The following is a 16,431-nucleotide window of genomic DNA, read 5'->3' as shown; positions in this document are numbered from 1 at the left end:
TAAGTTGAACCAATCATCGGAAGTTAGTTCAAATACGTAAAATGTTATACAACTGCCGGTTGATTTCAATTCCCTTGATAAACAGAAAGAAGGCAGCCAAGCCCTTATAGCTTGAAAGCTGCCTTCTTTTTCGTTATGCCTATTCTCCGTTGCCTTCCTGCTCATCCTTGTTCTTCGGATGCGGTGTGCCGTCGAGGCCGTAGATTTCATCGTACGCATCGAAGATCTTACGTGCCACCGGAGCCGCGCTTTGGGAACCGAAGCCGCCTTCCGGAATGACGACGGCAACCGCCAGCTTCGGATTTTGGCGAGGAGCAAAGGCGATAAACACGCCGTTGTCAACGACGTCACGACGTCCGTTCTTATAAACCTCCTGCTCGGACGTACCGGTTTTGCGGGCAAAATCATACGGGAAATCTTCAAACGCCCGCAGATTCTGGGTATTCATCCCCTGAATCACTTCATTCCAGTACTGCTGCGGAAATTTTTCTTGATTCAGCACTTCACGTCCGAATTTCTTGACCACCTTGCCGTTCTGGTCCACAATTTTGCTGGCAAGCTGAGGTTTAATCCGCGCACCTTGATTTGCAAGCATGGTTGCGTATTGTGCTAATTGAAGCGTCGTGTACTTCCCGGACTGGCCGAAGGAAGCGTAAGCCATCGCTGCCAGATAACTGCCCGCCTGCTCGATGTTCGTATACTCGATAATGCCTTTATGCTCGTTCGGCAGGCCGGATTCAGTGGATACGCCCAGCCCGAATTTCTTCATGTATCCGTCCCACACTTCGACGGCTTTGGAGCCGTACTTGTTGAACAGCTTCTCCCCGACCCAATCGACCATGAAGGCGTTGGAGGATTTCTCAAGAGCTTTTCGCGCATTGATTGATCCATTCGCCTTTCTGCCGGAGTTGTAGACCCTCGAGTTATCCTTACCGAAGTACGCCGCCCCTTGGTCCGGATAATAATCGTTCGGGCCAAATAAATGCTCATTCAGTCCGATCAATACGCTCAGCGGCTTGATCGTGGAGCCGAGCAGGACGGTCGATTCCAGATTGTTGCCTGAACGTCCCGAGCTGTATGGCCATATGGTTCCGTTGCGGTAATGATTCATGACCGAATCCCAGTCATCCGTTCCGGTCTCCCATACATTCGGATCATAATCCGGAATGCTGGCCATGGCAACAATGTTCCCCGTATCCACTTCCATGGCTACCGCATACCCCGTCTTGGCATTCGTATGCAGCTTACCCGATACGGGATTCGTGTGCAGCCATTTCAGCTGGTCAATAATCGCCTGCTGCGCGGCGAGCTGAATGTCTTTATGGATGGTCGAGTGGATATTATAGCCTTTTTGCGGCGGGACCATGGTCGGCACGCCGTTGGCCATATTTTGCGGGCTGATCGGAATATTGATATAGCCGTTCTTGCCGCGCAGCTCATCTTGAAACATCATTTCAAGCCCGTCGACACCGACCTTCTCCTGCTCCGAATAGATCAGACCCGGGTCCTTCTGGGTTTTGTTCTTCTGATCAATGGCTTTGTACTTATCCAAATCCTTCTGACCTTTAAACTCCCTTAAATACCCGATCGTCTGTACCGCAATTCGGTCCTCGCTGTACTTTCGCTCGCTTTCCTCCACGATCTCGACGCCGGGATACTGGGATTTATGCTCCATGAAATAGGCGACTTCCTTCGAGGACAGGTTGGCTTTAATTCGCCGAGGTTCGTACCCCGGCTGCTTGTTAAAGTTCAGATCCATCGCTTTGATGACATCTTCCACGGTCATCTTCTCGGCTTTGGGATCGCCGTACCGGTTGAAGACATCCACCATCTCTTGCGCCAGCTTCTCGATTTCCGGCCGGTTCTTCTTACCGCGGTCGGAGTTGCTGTAATCTTTCATCAGCGTAAGATACAGCGCCTGGGAAGGCGTTGAGTAGGCTATCGGCGTGCCCGATGCATCAAGGATGCTTCCACGGATCGGCTGAAGCGGGAAGTTTTTGATCTGACCCCCGGTTTCCATTTCCTTCAGCTCAGGCCCTTCCACGAATTGAAGAATCGCCAAACGTATAATGATGACACAGAAAATAATAAACGTGCTAAAAAAGAACAGGTTGACTCGCAGATTAAACTGACTGCCGGCATCTCCCTCATCTTGTTTGCGTTTATCCGGCCTAAACCCTCTCACGTATGCTTCTCCCCTTTTATGCACATTACCTAAACCTATATTATCACAAAAAGCCTCCCCACTTCATCCGGATGACAATTTCCGAATTCACAAGGGGCGGACCCCTTAGCCTTGGGTCCGCCCCTGGTTCGATTCGCTATTAAAATACCCTCTCTTTAATATGCGTTTCATTGAATCGCGGAGGGTTAAACCAGTCCCCGCTCTGGGCCCATGTCGGATCCAGCGGAACCCACTTTTTCTCCTCGCTCAAGTACACTTCGTTCCAGGCATGCGGCCCATAGCCGCCCTGGCCGTTATAGCCGCGCCCGGTTACGACGCGCACGTCCAAATCCTGTGAGCGCGCCATCATCGCATACAGCCGGGCGTAATCAATGCAAACGCCAAGCCGGGTATCGTACGTATCCTGCGGCGTCTGCTCTTTCCAAATCCTCTGCTCTTCATAGAGCCGAACCTTCTCATGATCGTAGGATATCCGGCTGCCGACCCAATCATAAAGCTTGCGGGCCTTCTCTTCATCGGTCGAAGCCCCCTTGACCACATGCGCCGCCGTCTGCTCGATCCCCTCCGGAATCCGGTGGTCGATCACTTCGTATTTCCGCTCCATGATGCCGCTTAGTTCATCTTGAACCGACTGGGCGAAGACCGGCAGCTGTTCCCGTACCAGCGATCCCGACAATGGCTCGAGTACTGCCCTTGCTCCCTGCGAATATATTGGGGAAGCCTCGACATAACGGCTGAATCCATGATCCGGATTGAGGCTGACCCACACGAACAGCACAGCAATGACAAGCATGCTGCGTGCAGCACCAATCAGCACCCCGATGCCGGTGCCGGCCAGCCGGCTCGGCAGCGATGCGGATGTTTCCCTCCCGGATCGGAACAGGCTTCCCCCTCCGAAAATCAGGGAGATCAGCAGCCGCAGCATAAATACGATCAATCCGTAACTAATCATAAACAGGACCGCAAATCTTAGGAGCGGAAAATCAGCCAGCGATTTCACCGCCGTATAATACACCTGCTCCCAGAACCGCAATTCCCGGTCCGGTAAAGCGGAGATCGTGCCTAGCCATTCCCCGGCCTTTGGCGACAGCCACAACGTAAACGGGATGGATATCACCAGACCTCCGATCCGGAGCAAGGCGTCCCCCAGAAAAGAAACCAGCTTCCCGGCGGAGCGGGAAGCTCCCCGTCTCCACCCCTGTATCATGGAGAAGGCCACAATCAGCAGCAGCAAAACGGTAATTCCGTTTCCGTCTCGCACACTATCGATCCATGCGGACATCACACGGCATTCCCCCTCTCCCAATGATGTTGGTGCAACCCGGCTGCAAATGAGCGGGCAAGATACTTTAGCATCCCACATCGGCTTCCGGGTCTGATTGCACCATTATTTAAATGAATTGGCTTTCGTTATTTGGAATCCGTATTGTTCTTGGCATCATTGATAAAGGTTCGGATCGTGTCGTTAATGTCCCACTTTCCTACCGCTACCCCGCGAAAGGTTACCTCAACTTCGCTGGAGCCGGTACTGCCCTTCAACTCCAGGTTCGGAGCCGTAATGGAATAGGTTCCGTCTCCATTCGACGTATATTTTGCTTCCTTCGCTTCCTTGATCATCAAATTCAGCGCTTCGGTCTTGACGGTATCGATGGTTTCATCCTTTACCGTCGATACAACCTCCCCGATCTTGTCCAGCGATATTCCGCTATAGACCAATAGGCCTACAATGATCAGGACGGCGATCGCCCATTTGATGACCGTTCTCACCACATTCAAAACGACAAACAGAATAATTAACGCGATTGCGATAACGAGCCAGTTCTGCTTCAGAAACTCCATCCATACTTGCGTATCCATATCCTTCACTCCCGTCGCTAATAAAACGGCGGTTTGACGGCCGTCTTTTTAATTATACATGATTCCCAAGGATGCTGTCAGCCAACCGGGTCTTTTTACTAAGAGGTATAAGCCTGCCCCTTGGAGCGTACAAGTAGTATCATAACGATCTTTTGCCGGATAGGAGGGTGCCATATTGAAAACCGCTTTATGGCTATACATGTTTTTATTTCTGGCGTTTTTTGATTTGCACGCCCAATATCCCGTGCTCACGCCGTTCGCCATCTCGCTTGGGGCCGCTCCGGCCTTTATCGGCTGGATGATGGGCATCTATGCCCTGACCCATCTGCCGGGCAATCTGATTGCCGGCGGCCTGATCGACCGGCACGGCAGCCGGCGCTACATTATTTTCAGCCTGACTGCGGCAGGCATCATTCTGCTGCTGCAGGCCCATGTCCAGCTTCCCTGGCAGCTGCTTGTGCTCCGCTCCATCAGCGGCTTTGTGCTGGCTTTCCTGTCACCTGCATGTCTTGCCCTGCTCGCATCCTTATCCAAAGATCCCGTGACGCAAGGCAAATACATGTCCGGGCACGGCCTTGTACACACCCTGGCTTCCGTTCTTTCGCCTGCAGCCGGAGCCTTTATCGTAGCGAACACCGGATTTTCGGGCACCTTTCAGAGCCTCGGCTGGCTTCTCATCTTTACGGGAATCATGGCTTTTCTTAGCCTCCCCAGGCAGGCAACAGAGACAGTCGGCAAGAAGGAAGCCAAAGCCCAGCCTAACCAGGGAACAACCCGGCTGCCCTTTAGCCTTCGGCTTTATCTGTTCCCGTTTGTCATCGCATGCTCCCAAGGCATATTGTTCTTTGAGATTCCGCTCCGTGACAGCGGGCAGGCAAGCATCATGTCAACCGGACTGCTCTTCTCCGTCATCAGCCTGGGGGCGCTTATTACCCTGAGCATGCTTTTCCTGAACCGCTATCCCCCTCGGGCCCGGGTAGCAGCCGGCGTGTTTGGCCTGGCCATCAGCTTTTATTTGCTGGCCGCTGCTGATCATTTGCCGTTGACGGTTACTTTATTTGTATTAGGGTTGTCTAAAGGCCTGCTGTTCCCTGCCTTATCATCGCTATTTATTGAGCTGAGCGGGGGCACCCGGCTCGGGAGGGTATTCTCGCTGCAGTCCATCGCCATGTCGCTCGGTTCCTTTGTCGGCCCGATTGCAGCCGGGCAGCTGCGGACGATCGTATCGCCTTATTTTATTGCCTTTCTTATGCTGATGACCGTTCTCCTTCTGCTCCCGCATCAGAAACGTGTCGAGCCTTCGGCCGCCTTGGCACCGGAGACGACACCGGTATCACCGCTCTGATAAACATCACGGATATGGGCTCCATAAACCGCATCAAGTGGGCCAATACACAATCCTATTGGGTAAATGGACATAGAATACAGTGTGGCAACTGACCACGGACATTTAACCAAGGGGTGAAAACAAATGAGTCATGTCCATCATAAACATTGTCATGTACCGGCATATGGAAATTCGGTAGGAATGATTCTGGTTCTGTATATTCTTCTCGTGATTATCCTGAGCAGCTGTTTCTACTAGAATACATGAGTTTTACTGAAGCGGTCTTCCTGCTGGAAGGCCGCATTTTTCTGTTTTGCATGAACGGCGGTAAACAAGCTACACTATATATACATCTTTCGACCAGAACGCCAACATTTCCCGGGGAATGCTGCCAAGCTACGCCGTATCATGACAGAGGTGAACAGCATGTCAATATTTATCATCGTCGAGGGCAAGAACGACCGCAGCCGTCTCCGCCGGCTGCTAACCTCCGATATTACGATATTATGCACATTCGGTACGTTGAACAGCGCCAAGCTTGACGCATTGCAAAAGCAGGTCCGCGATCAGGAGGTGTATCTGTTCATGGACAACGACAGCTCCGGCAAAAGGATTCGCGGGATATTGCGCGACGCATTCCCGGATGCCGAGCAGATTTACACCCGCCGCGGGTACGCAGGCGTAGAGGGCACGCCAGATGAATATTTAATTGCCCAGCTGGAAAAAGCGGGATTGGAGGAATTCATCATCTACCCGCCGCCTGAAGAATACTAGCCCTAGCCCCTGTTATAAAAGGGATTTTCGAAGCTTGCAGCCTATTCCATTTTCGAATTTCGGATACGGCTCTCCTTCCCAAGTAAGAAGAAACGGCGGTCAGGATGATTCTCCTGCGCCGCCGTATTTGCTTCCTCTATTCGAATTGTCGGATAAGTCCTATTCCTTAATCAAGGTCTTGATGTCTTGAATGATATCCTCTGTTTTTACATCCGACGGAACGCCGGCATTATACATTTTGCGAATATTGTTATCCCGGTCCACCAGAGCGATGGAGTTACCATGGGTGAAGTTCGTCGAATCGTTGCCGAGAAGCGGGATTTTAAAGGAATCTTGCATCAGCTTCCGTGTTTCTTCCTGGTCTCCCCTTAGAAAGTACCAACCGCTGTAATCAGCATTGAAGCGGTCGCCGAACTCTTTGATCTTTTCTTTGGTGTCGGTCTTCGGGTCAAAGGAAATGGACACGAAGTTCACCTCGCCCCCAAACAGCTCTTCCTTCTTCAGCTCTTCCTGAATCTGCGAGAGGATCAGCGTCGTAACCGGACAAACGTCCGGACAGCTGGTGAAATAAAAGTACATCAGCTTAACCTTTCCCTTCGTATCCTCCGACGTGATGGTTTTGCCGTCGACATTCTCCATGGAATAACTGCCGACTTCACGAATGACCGGGAGTTTATCCTTCCCGAATCCCAGTGAGTTGTATACGAGGTACACCGCCGCGACTACGCAGACGGCCAGCAAAATCCAAGTCCATTTATAGCGCTTGAATGCGTTCATTCCCCTTGCTCTTCTCCCTTCTTCCCGGCCTGATTCTTATGGAACCATATGCCTGTCCTGCATACTGAACGTTATGACCGCTACGTAATCCCCTATCCGCCGACCTAACGACCATAGCCGGCCTGATTATTCAAATCTTAGAAGGTCGTATTAAGGATTAGAACAATGAGGCTGAGCGTTAAATAATTGATCGAGAAGATGAATACTTTCTTCGACCAAGCCTCATCATCCTTCGCCGTGAATCCCTTCAAAGCCGTATAGAGCCAGCCAATCGCCAGGAGCAGACCGATAACCAGGAAGAAGATGCCTGCGTATCCGTATACATACATGAGAATCGGAATCGGCAGCAGGAGGACAAGGTAAGGGATCATCTGAATTTTCGTACGCTTGATGCCCTTGACGACCGGAAGCAACGGAAACCCTGCTGCACGATACTCTTCTACCCGTCGAATGCCGAGCGCCCAGAAATGCGGCGGCTGCCATAGGAAGAGCAGTGCAAAGATCAGAACTGCCCCCATATCTACCTGTCCCGATACCGCCACATAGCCGATAGCCGGCGGCATCGCGCCGGAGATGGCGCCGACGGATGTGCTCCATGTCGAGGTGCGCTTCAGCCATAGCGTGTAAACGACGACATAAACGAACATGCCTACCGCGCCGAAGATCCCCGCAAGGACGCCGGAGAACAGGAACAGCACCGCTAGTCCCAATGCACCCAGTATAATGGCATACCAAAGAACAACCTTCGGCGTCAGCCGTCCGGTTGGAAGAGAACGATCCCGCGTCCGTTCCATCTTCATATCGAGTTCTCTGTCGAAATAGTTGTTAAACACGCATGAGGATGCCATTACGAGCAAAGTTCCAAGCAATGTCATCGCGAGCAGTCCGAACTGGATGTCCCAGCGCGACGCCAGCCAAAATCCGGCAAATGCTGCTATCAAATTAGACCGGAGTATTCCGGGTTTGGTCACTGTTATAAAATCTTTCCAAGTCCCCGCTTGTTCGGGAGGTGCAGGCGCTGCGGAAGCCAGTGCTGCGGATTCTGAAGGAGCCTGATATCTCAAGTGATTACCCACGTGTAAACGTTCCTCCTTGTATCTGTCGTTATGGAGGAAGTACTGCCTCCGCTATAAAGTTTATCATATCATTAGTAAAAAGTGTTTAGCAATCCTTCGGAATTCGGTGTATCTATATGACAATTCAGTGACATTTGCCAAGGATATTTCCTTGACGTTATGGCGTTGTTTAAGGCACAATTTGACTATGTATGGCGCCGGGTCCGGGGACGTTCGCCAAGAAGCAAATGAAAACCCGGAGCGCATTTATAGCGCCCCGGGCGGTAAGTCCCTTATGAGAAGAAATTACAGTGTGCGTCCAGAACCCGAAAGTTGCTGTTCAGCTTGCTGTACCAGACGCTTCGTGATGTAACCTCCCAAAGAACCGGTTTCACGGGATGTGTAGCTGCCCATGTATCCGTCTTGAGGAATAGTCACACCCAGCTCGCGAGCAGCTTCCATTTTCAACTGCTCCAGTGCTTGTCTTGCTTGAGGTACAACCAGATTGTTGCTGCGGGAACGACCTTGTGCCATATTAAATATCTCCCTTCACTGAATGTCTGTTATTCCAGTGCAAGCTTGCAAACTTATTATGGCTTCATCTCGCAGCCTTATACGTAGTTTTTTATTTTTTATGTTGGAGGTTTTTTTTCATATGAGCAAAGGTCTATCCCTATGGTTTGCCGTCTCGTCCATCGTCCTTCTAACCGCCTGCGCAATAATGATCAGCACGAACTGGCTGATTGCCATCGGACTTGGCATTCTGTCGATTCTTAACATCGGCTGGGGCTTTATCATCAAGTCCAAGCGCAAGCCGTCTTAAAATCAAGTTTCATTAAGTCGGGTTCTCGGCGCCGAAGCGTTTGCCTCCAAAGTGCATAGAGCAATTATTTCGCAGGCAGAAAGCCCATCTTATCCTTAACGCCGTCCAAGATTTGGGCGGCTTTGCTGCGTGCCTGCTCTGCCCCTCTTGCAAGAATGTCGTGAATTTCTCCGGATTCGCGAATTTCATAATATCGCTTTTGAAGCGGTTCAAGCGCAGCCACAACCACCTCGCCAAGCTCCTTCTTGAACGCACCATACATTTTCCCCTCAAAGCGATGCTGCACATCCTGCAAGGAAATGCCCGCGCATTCCGAATAAATGCTCATCAGATTGCTGACCTCCGGCTTCGTTGAAGGATCGTAAACAACCTCGGTACCGGAGTCGGTTGTGGCGCGGCTAATTTTTTTGCGAATCTGGTCGGGTGTATCCAGCATGGCAATATAGCTTCCCTCAACCGGGCTGCTCTTGCTCATTTTTTTAGATGCATCGTCCAGCGACATGATTCGAGCTCCTACTTGCGGAATATACGGCTCCGGTACGGTAAAGAACTCCCCGAAGCGATGGTTGAACCGTCCGGCCAAGTCACGCGTCAGCTCCAAATGCTGCTTCTGGTCGTCCCCAACCGGAACGAGGTCGGCATTATACAGCAAAATATCGGCTGCCATCAGCGCCGGGTACACGAACAGACCTGCCCCCACCGATTCCTTGCCTTCCGACTTATCCTTGAACTGGGTCATGCGCTCTAGCTCGCCCATATGCACGAGCGTTGTCATCAACCACGAAAGCTCGGCATGCTGCGGAACATGCGACTGCATGAAAATATTCGCTCTTGCCGGATCGATGCCGGCCGCAACATACAATGCCGCGACCATTTCCGAACGCTCACGGAGCGCCTTTGGCTCCTGCGGCACCGTAATCGCATGCAAATCCACGACCATAAAGTAGCAATTGTGCTCATCCTGGAGCTTCACAAAATTTTTAATGGCTCCGATATAGTTGCCCAGCGTCAAGTTGCCGCTTGGTTGAATGCCGGATAATACGGTTTTCATTTCATAGTCCTCCATTTCTATTTCTTTCATAAATCCAACAAAAAAAGGCCCCACATCCGCAAGGGACGTGAGACCGTGGTGCCACCCTTATTCGCCGCAGCAGCATCGTACGCATGACAGCTGCAGCCTTCCATTCTTGTAACGGAGAATACCCGGCCGGCATATTAAGGAATTAACACGGTTCATGTTTATCCTGTTCAGCTCAGCACTCAAAGGTCCATTCAGCAAAGCGGCTCCACCGGTTCACATCAGCCACCGGCTTTCTGAAGGAGCGACCGCATCTGCCTACTTGTCCTTGTCATCGTGTTCAATCATCATTGATCACTATTACATGCAATAATAAATCTCTTACACCACCTTGTCAATTCCAAGATCCTGCGAAGGCATGCCCCCCGGCGATTTCGAGCTTTTGTTGTACGCGAGGCTTAAAAATCTGTTATGATGTGGTTAATCGTCCAGACCATGATTTTTGTTAGTAAAGGAGCATCGATATGAATCAAGTGACCAAAGGCCAGTGGAATGGTTACGACACCTATATCTTAAACAGCGGCCGTCTCGAAGTGACTCTCCTCCCTCGTCTAGGTAACAACGTGATTGGGATTAAAGACATCGAAGAACAGCGTGAAATCCTCCGAAGGCCGGATGAAAGCGAGCTTGCATTCTATCTCCAAAAGCCGTACCACTTCGGCATCCCGATGCTCATTCCGCCGGGACGGATATCCAAAGGCCGGTTCGAATACGGCGGCCAAACGTATCAATTCGACCAAAATACGGCAGGCGATAATCATATCCATGGACTGCACCGGACCCAAGCTTGGTGCGTAAGCGATATTGAAGAGGATGATGAAGGCTGTGCGGTTTCGACAGAGTTCGTGACCTCTGATGATCCGAAATGGATGTCGCAGTTTCCGATCCCCCTGAAGCTGGAAATGAACTTTCGACTCCAGGGAACCGAATTGGTCCAAAATCTGCGCATAACGAACACCGGCAAACAACCCGCCCCAGTCGGCATGGGTTATCATACATGGTTCCTGCTCGACGGCGAACCTCATCGATGGTCGCTTGAAGTGCCTGTCGACTCGATCTATACGCTTAATAACGAGCTGATTCCGACAGGTGGTACGTCGGCGCTGGGGCATCTCGAAGGCCTCAATACCGGATTAAATCTGAAGGATACGGATCTGGACACGATTCTGAAAATACCGGAAGGCAAGCCTGCCCTTGCCCTGCTCAAACGGGACGATGGTTATGAGATCCATTATTCGGCCGATCGTCAGTATTTTAAGCATTGGGTGCTGTATACGAAGGGCCAAGCTGAAGAGTTCCTGTGCATCGAGCCTTACACATGGCTTCCAAATGCACCCAACTTGAACCTGTCGAGCGCCGAGACTGGCCTGATTCATCTCGAGGCTGGAGCATCCGTTGAATTGCAAACCCGCATCCGTGTTCTTCATGGCGCAAATTTCGACTAATGGCGCAACCGATCGCATTTAAACGGACTTGATCCTATTGGAAGAATCGTCAGAAGCGACATACTTACTGCTTGATAGAATGGCAGCCCTTCGATCTTGAAGGGCTGTTTTTTTGTGATCCTCCATAATCGTGGCTCAATGCCCGCCCCCCCTAATTTTACCAGCTCCGTATCTCCCTTGATGGCGAATGAGACCCCTATCTTTCAGGTCATAATATCCTCATACAATCTCAAAGGAGGTGACATGACATGGCTCAAGGACGTTCTTCTAACAACCTGGTGGTTCCTCAAGCGACTGCAGCTCTTCAACAACTGAAAGTAGAAGCTGCTCAAGAACTGGGTGTAACTCTTCCTCAAGACGGCTACATGGGTAACTACACTTCCCGTGAAACTGGTTCATTGGGAGGTTACATCACTAAGCGTCTGGTACAACTGGCTGAGCAGCAATTATCGGGTCGTTCGAACCTGTAATCGCATCTCTTCCCTCCAGCCATAATAGAAAGAGGCGATCTTCTCCCCAAAGATCGCCTCTTTCGCCGTTATATGGTATGAACAAATAATAATTTCATGATTTCGAAGCAGCTTCGGGATATGTATGTCGGGGATATCGTATCATTAAGCTCGCCATATTGTAGTTCGACTCGAGAATTGCATCCACCACAACCATGCCTTGCCGCACCATAAACTCGTAACTGATTTCACCGTGTGTCCAATGCCGCTTATGCTTTAGGCTTTCAAGCGCCATCATCCGAAACGAATACTGCTGCGCTTCGCTTAGCCCCTCCTCACAAGGTGCAATAACCCCGTTTCGCCCGGCCAACGGATTGTGCCGGATACCGAATTTACCGATGATATTATTTCGTATTTGTACAAATACCGTACCGGAGGTTAACCCTCCCAACTCTTCCTCCAGCTCTCGAAACACGATATCCAACTGTCTAGCCAGCGATAATTGATCCAATTGTACCATATCATCACCCCTCCTTTATTAGTAAATCCTCCCTAATATTAGGGCTTATGACTCATTATAAGGGAATGGAAAAGCCTGATCAACATAATTCAACATAATTGGGTATATATTACTAAAATTGCACAATTATTTAAAAGCTTTTCTGTATCTTCCGGCATTTTTCTCCCCTTTACGACAAAAAAAGAAGCCCGCAAGGAGCTTCTTTCATCGTATTTCCGCGAAGCATTCGACACCTTATGCCAAATGGTCGGTTAATTGCAGAAACTGTCTGATATCCGATACGCATAAATCCGCCGCGCTTTGCCAAAAATCGCGCTGGGTCAAATCGACGTCCAGATGCTTTTTCGCCAAATCCTCAACCGTCATGACGCCTGTATCACGGAGAAGCGCATCGTATTTTTCAGCAAAAGCAGGACCTTCCTGCAGGGCACGAACGTAGAGGCCGGTACTGAACATATAGCCGAATGTATACGGGAAATTATAGAACGGTGTACCCGTAATATAGAAATGCAGCTTGGATGCCCAGAAATGAGGATGGTAAGATGTCAATGCGTCGCAATAGGCCTCTTTCTGCGCCTCCACCATGAGGTCCGAAATTTCCTCGGCGCTGAGCAGCCCGCTCTTCCGCTTCTCATAGAAACGGGTCTCAAACAGGAATCTTGCATGAATATTCATAAAGAATGCAACGCTGTTCTGAATTTTCTCCTCCAGCAATGCCAGCTTCTCTTCTTCGCTGGACGCCCCTTTCACCATCGCGTCAAATACGATCATTTCCGCGAAGGTCGAAGCGGTTTCGGCGACGTTCATCGCGTATCTTTGGTTGAGCACAGGAATTCCGCGCATCAGGAACTGGTGGTAAGCATGTCCCAACTCATGTGCCAGTGTCGACACGTTCGAGGCGGTTCCGCCAAACGTCATGAAGATCCGCGTCTGCTCGCTGGCCGGGAACGAAGTACAGAAGCCGCCAGGTCTCTTGCCGGGACGGTCTTCAACCTCAATCCAGCCTTTATCGAACGCCATTTGGGAGAAGTCCGCCAGCTTCGGACTGAATTTGCGGAACTGCTCTACGATATTAACTGCCGCGTCGTCATAAGAAATTTTGGCTGCGGACGTGCGGATCGGCGCATCCACGTCAGTCCAGGACAGCCCCTCAAGACCAAGCAGCTTCGCCTTGCGATTCAAATACTCCACCAGCACCGGCTTCGTATCCTGAATGACCGCCCACATCGTATCCAGCGTCTCGCGGCTCATCCGTCCGATCGCCAGCGGCTCTTTCAACACATCGTCCCAGCCCCGGTTCTCATACAGCTTCAGCCGGAAGCCGGACAGATGGTTTAGCGTATCTGCGCAGTAGTCCGCCGCTGCGCCCCATGCTGCCTCCCATTTCTCAAACATCGACTGCCGTACCTCACGGTTAGGATCGTGCATTTTGTTAAAGGCTTGTCCGGCGGAGAGCAGCTTGGTCTCGCCGTTCTCTTCGTAAGGAATTTGAATTTTGCTGACGATGGTGTCGTAAAATTCGCCCCAGCCGTGGTAGCCGTCAACGGCGAGCGCCAAAGCCAGGCTTTCCAGCTCAGGGCTCATTTTCTCCTTCGCCAGGTTCCGGCTCTCATTCAAGATGAAGTCCAGCTTGGACGCAGCCCCGGTGCCTGTCCACGCCGTCCAGAGCTCATCGTTCATGCCGCGAAGCACATTATCGAACCGGCTTTTCACGGATTGGAGCGTAGCCGACAGCGAGGTGACCCGCCCTGACAGCTGAACGGCTTTTTTATCGTTTACGTTCTGTGCGGTCAAGCAGCTTACAAATGCTGAGGCTTCCCGTACACGGGCATAGCAGCTCTGAAACTGCTCCAAAAAGGCTTCCAATGCTTTTGTGCCCTCGATCGAATCCGGCACGGAGAGGCTTTTAACATCCTGCTGGAGGGCTTGCATATCCTTCTCCAGCGTCTCCAGGAAGCTGGCCAGCTGCGGAGACGAGGAGCCTCCCGGGAAAATGGTTTCTAAATTCCAGGTCTGTTGAAGTGTCATATCCATAGTCCGCCTTTCAAAAATGAAGTGAGTTTTTTTCTTCCAGCTTGACGCTCATATTTGTATGAACGACGTGAAAAGTGTATAACTATATATATTAAAATTACTGCTGGAGGATCGATAAGCGATGAGACCTTTACAAATTTCACCAGAGACGGCGGTAACCTTGTCCAAGCAGCTGGGCGTTCCGCTGGAGCAGCTTATGCATATGCCGCAGCATATCCTGATGCAGAAGATCGCCGAGCTTGCGAAGAACGATAAGGCAGAGCCGCAGTCGGAGCAGAAGAGCGAACAGGGTCGTCCGGAGAACTCATGATACCTTTTTCAAACACATGGCCCTATGATGTCGTCGGTAATGACGTATATGTACAAACATGCCCCTTCTGCGGGACAGACAATGTTCTTCTTCCCATGAAGCCCAAGGAGCTGATTAGCGTCAGGGAAGGCAAGAAAAAGCTGCTGATCTTCCCCTGCTGCCACAACCGGGTAACCGTGCTCGACAGCGACATCGATTATTTGCTCACAGACCAGCGGCTCCGCTAATGACGACAGCCGGCCGCTTGGTTCTACCCTTCTGAGTCGATATCCCTGCTCCCCGTAAGTCCGATGCATCCGGAGCGCGGCAAGCTCCAAGCTGGCCTATCGATTCTAGGCATGCGCCTTTCAGCCGGCTTTCGTTCCTCTGGATGAAGCGGCTACTCCGCTCCCAGTGCGTGGCCCTTCTCTTCCCTCAGCTGTTCGGAAGCGACCCGCCACTGCTCCCTGGAAGCCCGAATCATTGCAGCATCCACAATCTTCTGGTCTTGAACCACTCTTGCGAACCACTGCACCGCCTCCTGGTATTGTCCCAGCCTTCGGTGAATTTCCCCTATGAGATACAGCAGCTTTGCGTCATTGGCCCCTACTCCCTCAAGCTCAAACACACGGATATAGGACTCAAGACTATACCTCAAGAAGCGCCTCTCCTGCTCCTGATTCTCCTGGTAGCGGTACAGCCACGCAATATGGTGAAGCAAGCTTGCGATGATTCGCTCGCGTTCCCCGATGATCTGCGCGCAGAGCAAGCCGAGCTTGTACGTCTCCAGCGCTTCCTCAAGGCTGCGCCGGCCTCCGAAGTCGCGGCTCTCCCATCGGCATGCTATTTGCGTCTGAAAAGCCGACCTCTGCTTGTCATTCAGCTTGATCAGGGAATTTTCCGTGGAGGCAAATCCGCAGCTCGGGCAGATCCTGACGACATAGTAATCGGGATTTTCCGACTTATAGTACGCGCAAAAATCGGTATCCGTCCGATAAGCCTTTTTAAAGCTGGGCCGGACCCTCGAGGTTTCAAACTCATGCTCGCAGTGGATACACTGCACCTTGATGGAATACAAGGGCTCCAATTTCATCTTCGCTTCCCATCCCTTCCCTTGTGTACTCTCATCCTGCCTTAGTCCAGGGGCGTGTTCACGAAATGGTGGGCAGGACCGGACAGACGCTGCAGCACAAATTCACGGAGCTCATCGTCCACGCCGATCTCCATCAAAGCCCCCTCCATGCAGCGGAGCCATTCCTCGGCATGGCGCTCCGTAATCGGGAATCGGAGATGCCTTGCCCGCATCATCGGGTGACCATACGCTTCGGAGAAGAGCGCGGGGCCTCCGAAAAACTGGCTTAAAAACATATACTGCTTCTCCATTACCGGCTCAATATCCTCCGGAAACAACGGTGCCAACAGCTCGTTCTGCTGAACTCTCGGATAAAATGCCTCGACTAAAGACCGGATCCCCTCGGCCCCCCCGAGGTTATCATAGATGCTAAAATGCGGATTCATACCCGTTCAGGTCTCCCATCTATATATATAATTTTCGACATGGATGCACTTCTCTATTATAGCAAAAAACAACAAAAAAAGGCGCACCCCAACGGGAGCCCCTTCTAAATGCTATTAATAACTGCGCCAATCCTCTTCACTCTGGACGAGAGAAGCACGTATAACATAAACGAAGGCGCATACCAGAATACCTGCGACTATGCTCATGATCATCACTCCATCCAAACATAATACGAAAGATGTGCTTTGATGTTTTTTATTATAGCACATGTTTCCGGAAAATAAAGCAATTTTGAAACC

Annotated in this window: 18 protein-coding genes and 1 other annotated feature; of the genes, 7 read left to right on the top strand and 11 right to left on the bottom strand. The window is 51.1% G+C overall.

The annotated features are described in order from the left end of the window. Positions 1 to 139: 139 nt before the first annotated feature. The 3 genes from NSQ46_RS04540 to NSQ46_RS04530 all read right to left on the bottom strand — a co-directional run bounded on the left by NSQ46_RS04540 (position 140) and on the right by NSQ46_RS04530 (position 4,042). Positions 140 to 2,185: a penicillin-binding protein 2 gene (locus tag NSQ46_RS04540; RefSeq protein WP_341342405.1), complete on the bottom strand. Its 2,046-nt coding sequence runs from the start codon at positions 2,183 to 2,185 to the stop codon at positions 140 to 142. 139 nt (positions 2,186 to 2,324) lie between these two features. Then, positions 2,325 to 3,470 (bottom strand): transglutaminase domain-containing protein, encoded by a 1,146-nt coding sequence (locus NSQ46_RS04535; protein WP_341342406.1) that lies wholly within the window; start codon positions 3,468 to 3,470, stop codon positions 2,325 to 2,327. Between the two features lie 125 nt (positions 3,471 to 3,595). Beyond that, positions 3,596 to 4,042: a hypothetical protein gene (locus tag NSQ46_RS04530; RefSeq protein ID WP_251535666.1), complete on the bottom strand. Its 447-nt coding sequence runs from the start codon at positions 4,040 to 4,042 to the stop codon at positions 3,596 to 3,598. A 175-nt stretch (positions 4,043 to 4,217) separates the two neighbouring features. Between NSQ46_RS04530 and NSQ46_RS04525 the strand changes: the two genes are divergently transcribed. Further along, on the top strand, positions 4,218 to 5,387 hold the full coding sequence (locus NSQ46_RS04525) for an MFS transporter (protein ID WP_342576367.1): 1,170 nt from the start codon (positions 4,218 to 4,220) through the stop codon (positions 5,385 to 5,387). A gap of 408 nt (positions 5,388 to 5,795) precedes the next feature. Then, positions 5,796 to 6,143: a toprim domain-containing protein gene (locus NSQ46_RS04520; protein WP_028404785.1), complete on the top strand. Its 348-nt coding sequence runs from the start codon at positions 5,796 to 5,798 to the stop codon at positions 6,141 to 6,143. 159 nt (positions 6,144 to 6,302) lie between these two features. Here NSQ46_RS04520 and NSQ46_RS04515 read toward each other — a convergent pair whose 3' ends face one another. The 3 genes from NSQ46_RS04515 to NSQ46_RS04505 all read right to left on the bottom strand — a co-directional run bounded on the left by NSQ46_RS04515 (position 6,303) and on the right by NSQ46_RS04505 (position 8,509). Further along, a complete protein-coding gene (locus NSQ46_RS04515; protein ID WP_007131967.1) occupies positions 6,303 to 6,920 on the bottom strand; it encodes an SCO family protein in 618 nt (205 codons plus the stop codon). A 137-nt stretch (positions 6,921 to 7,057) separates the two neighbouring features. Further along, the gene (gene cyoE, locus NSQ46_RS04510; RefSeq protein ID WP_341342408.1) at positions 7,058 to 7,996 is read right to left on the bottom strand and encodes a heme o synthase; all 939 of its coding nucleotides are present in this window, start codon (positions 7,994 to 7,996) and stop codon (positions 7,058 to 7,060) included. 285 nt (positions 7,997 to 8,281) lie between these two features. Then, on the bottom strand, positions 8,282 to 8,509 hold the full coding sequence (locus NSQ46_RS04505) for an alpha/beta-type small acid-soluble spore protein (RefSeq protein WP_007131965.1): 228 nt from the start codon (positions 8,507 to 8,509) through the stop codon (positions 8,282 to 8,284). A gap of 121 nt (positions 8,510 to 8,630) precedes the next feature. On the opposite strand from NSQ46_RS04505, the gene NSQ46_RS04500 reads away from it, so the two are divergent. After that, positions 8,631 to 8,798: a hypothetical protein gene (locus NSQ46_RS04500; RefSeq protein ID WP_007131964.1), complete on the top strand. Its 168-nt coding sequence runs from the start codon at positions 8,631 to 8,633 to the stop codon at positions 8,796 to 8,798. Positions 8,799 to 8,862: 64 nt separating this feature from the next. Here the strand turns inward: NSQ46_RS04500 and trpS are convergent, their stop codons facing one another. Continuing rightward, positions 8,863 to 9,849, bottom strand: coding sequence for a tryptophan--tRNA ligase (gene trpS, locus NSQ46_RS04495; protein WP_007131963.1), 987 nt, complete (start codon positions 9,847 to 9,849; stop codon positions 8,863 to 8,865). A 58-nt stretch (positions 9,850 to 9,907) separates the two neighbouring features. Further along, positions 9,908 to 10,160, bottom strand: a binding site (T-box leader). A 180-nt stretch (positions 10,161 to 10,340) separates the two neighbouring features. On the opposite strand from trpS, the gene NSQ46_RS04490 reads away from it, so the two are divergent. Beyond that, positions 10,341 to 11,321: an aldose 1-epimerase gene (locus tag NSQ46_RS04490; RefSeq protein WP_341342409.1), complete on the top strand. Its 981-nt coding sequence runs from the start codon at positions 10,341 to 10,343 to the stop codon at positions 11,319 to 11,321. Between the two features lie 248 nt (positions 11,322 to 11,569). Then, the gene (locus tag NSQ46_RS04485) at positions 11,570 to 11,791 is read left to right on the top strand and encodes an alpha/beta-type small acid-soluble spore protein (RefSeq protein ID WP_007131961.1); all 222 of its coding nucleotides are present in this window, start codon (positions 11,570 to 11,572) and stop codon (positions 11,789 to 11,791) included. A gap of 94 nt (positions 11,792 to 11,885) precedes the next feature. Here the strand turns inward: NSQ46_RS04485 and NSQ46_RS04480 are convergent, their stop codons facing one another. Continuing rightward, a complete protein-coding gene (locus NSQ46_RS04480; protein ID WP_007131960.1) occupies positions 11,886 to 12,290 on the bottom strand; it encodes a hypothetical protein in 405 nt (134 codons plus the stop codon). A gap of 234 nt (positions 12,291 to 12,524) precedes the next feature. Then, positions 12,525 to 14,318, bottom strand: coding sequence for a M3 family oligoendopeptidase (locus NSQ46_RS04475; protein WP_342576366.1), 1,794 nt, complete (start codon positions 14,316 to 14,318; stop codon positions 12,525 to 12,527). A gap of 127 nt (positions 14,319 to 14,445) precedes the next feature. Here NSQ46_RS04475 and NSQ46_RS04470 point away from each other — a divergent pair, with 127 nt between their 5' ends. Both NSQ46_RS04470 and NSQ46_RS04465 read left to right on the top strand, forming a co-directional pair. Then, the gene (locus tag NSQ46_RS04470) at positions 14,446 to 14,634 is read left to right on the top strand and encodes a YycC family protein (protein ID WP_007131958.1); all 189 of its coding nucleotides are present in this window, start codon (positions 14,446 to 14,448) and stop codon (positions 14,632 to 14,634) included. Next, positions 14,631 to 14,861 carry a hypothetical protein gene (locus tag NSQ46_RS04465; RefSeq protein WP_007131957.1) on the top strand — a complete coding sequence of 77 codons (231 nt, stop codon included), beginning with the start codon at positions 14,631 to 14,633 and terminating at the stop codon, positions 14,859 to 14,861. The genes NSQ46_RS04470 and NSQ46_RS04465 overlap by 4 nt, the downstream gene beginning before the upstream one ends. Positions 14,862 to 15,013: 152 nt before the next feature. Here NSQ46_RS04465 and NSQ46_RS04460 read toward each other — a convergent pair whose 3' ends face one another. Together NSQ46_RS04460 and NSQ46_RS04455 are read right to left on the bottom strand one after the other, a co-directional pair. Further along, positions 15,014 to 15,706, bottom strand: coding sequence for a DUF2225 domain-containing protein (locus NSQ46_RS04460; RefSeq protein ID WP_028404779.1), 693 nt, complete (start codon positions 15,704 to 15,706; stop codon positions 15,014 to 15,016). A 41-nt stretch (positions 15,707 to 15,747) separates the two neighbouring features. Then, positions 15,748 to 16,131: a globin gene (locus NSQ46_RS04455; protein ID WP_342576365.1), complete on the bottom strand. Its 384-nt coding sequence runs from the start codon at positions 16,129 to 16,131 to the stop codon at positions 15,748 to 15,750. Positions 16,132 to 16,431: the final 300 nt, after the last annotated feature.

Source organism: Paenibacillus sp. FSL M8-0142 (assembly GCF_038597315.1).
GTDB lineage: Bacteria > Bacillota > Bacilli > Paenibacillales > Paenibacillaceae > Paenibacillus_AQ > Paenibacillus_AQ lactis.
This window is presented reverse-complemented; position numbering and strand designations above follow the sequence as displayed.

Coding starts and splice junctions, on each gene's coding strand:
- NSQ46_RS04530 (WP_251535666.1), bottom strand. CDS start 4,042: ATGGATACGCAAGTATGGATGGAGTTTCTGAAGCAGAACTGGCTCGTT.
- NSQ46_RS04520 (WP_028404785.1), top strand. CDS start 5,796: ATGTCAATATTTATCATCGTCGAGGGCAAGAACGACCGCAGCCGTCTC.
- NSQ46_RS04515 (WP_007131967.1), bottom strand. CDS start 6,920: ATGAACGCATTCAAGCGCTATAAATGGACTTGGATTTTGCTGGCCGTC.
- NSQ46_RS04505 (WP_007131965.1), bottom strand. CDS start 8,509: ATGGCACAAGGTCGTTCCCGCAGCAACAATCTGGTTGTACCTCAAGCA.
- NSQ46_RS04500 (WP_007131964.1), top strand. CDS start 8,631: ATGAGCAAAGGTCTATCCCTATGGTTTGCCGTCTCGTCCATCGTCCTT.
- trpS (WP_007131963.1), bottom strand. CDS start 9,849: ATGAAAACCGTATTATCCGGCATTCAACCAAGCGGCAACTTGACGCTG.
- NSQ46_RS04490 (WP_341342409.1), top strand. CDS start 10,341: ATGAATCAAGTGACCAAAGGCCAGTGGAATGGTTACGACACCTATATC.
- NSQ46_RS04485 (WP_007131961.1), top strand. CDS start 11,570: ATGGCTCAAGGACGTTCTTCTAACAACCTGGTGGTTCCTCAAGCGACT.
- NSQ46_RS04480 (WP_007131960.1), bottom strand. CDS start 12,290: ATGGTACAATTGGATCAATTATCGCTGGCTAGACAGTTGGATATCGTG.
- NSQ46_RS04475 (WP_342576366.1), bottom strand. CDS start 14,318: ATGACACTTCAACAGACCTGGAATTTAGAAACCATTTTCCCGGGAGGC.
- NSQ46_RS04470 (WP_007131958.1), top strand. CDS start 14,446: ATGAGACCTTTACAAATTTCACCAGAGACGGCGGTAACCTTGTCCAAG.
- NSQ46_RS04465 (WP_007131957.1), top strand. CDS start 14,631: ATGATACCTTTTTCAAACACATGGCCCTATGATGTCGTCGGTAATGAC.
- NSQ46_RS04460 (WP_028404779.1), bottom strand. CDS start 15,706: ATGAAATTGGAGCCCTTGTATTCCATCAAGGTGCAGTGTATCCACTGC.
- NSQ46_RS04455 (WP_342576365.1), bottom strand. CDS start 16,131: ATGAATCCGCATTTTAGCATCTATGATAACCTCGGGGGGGCCGAGGGG.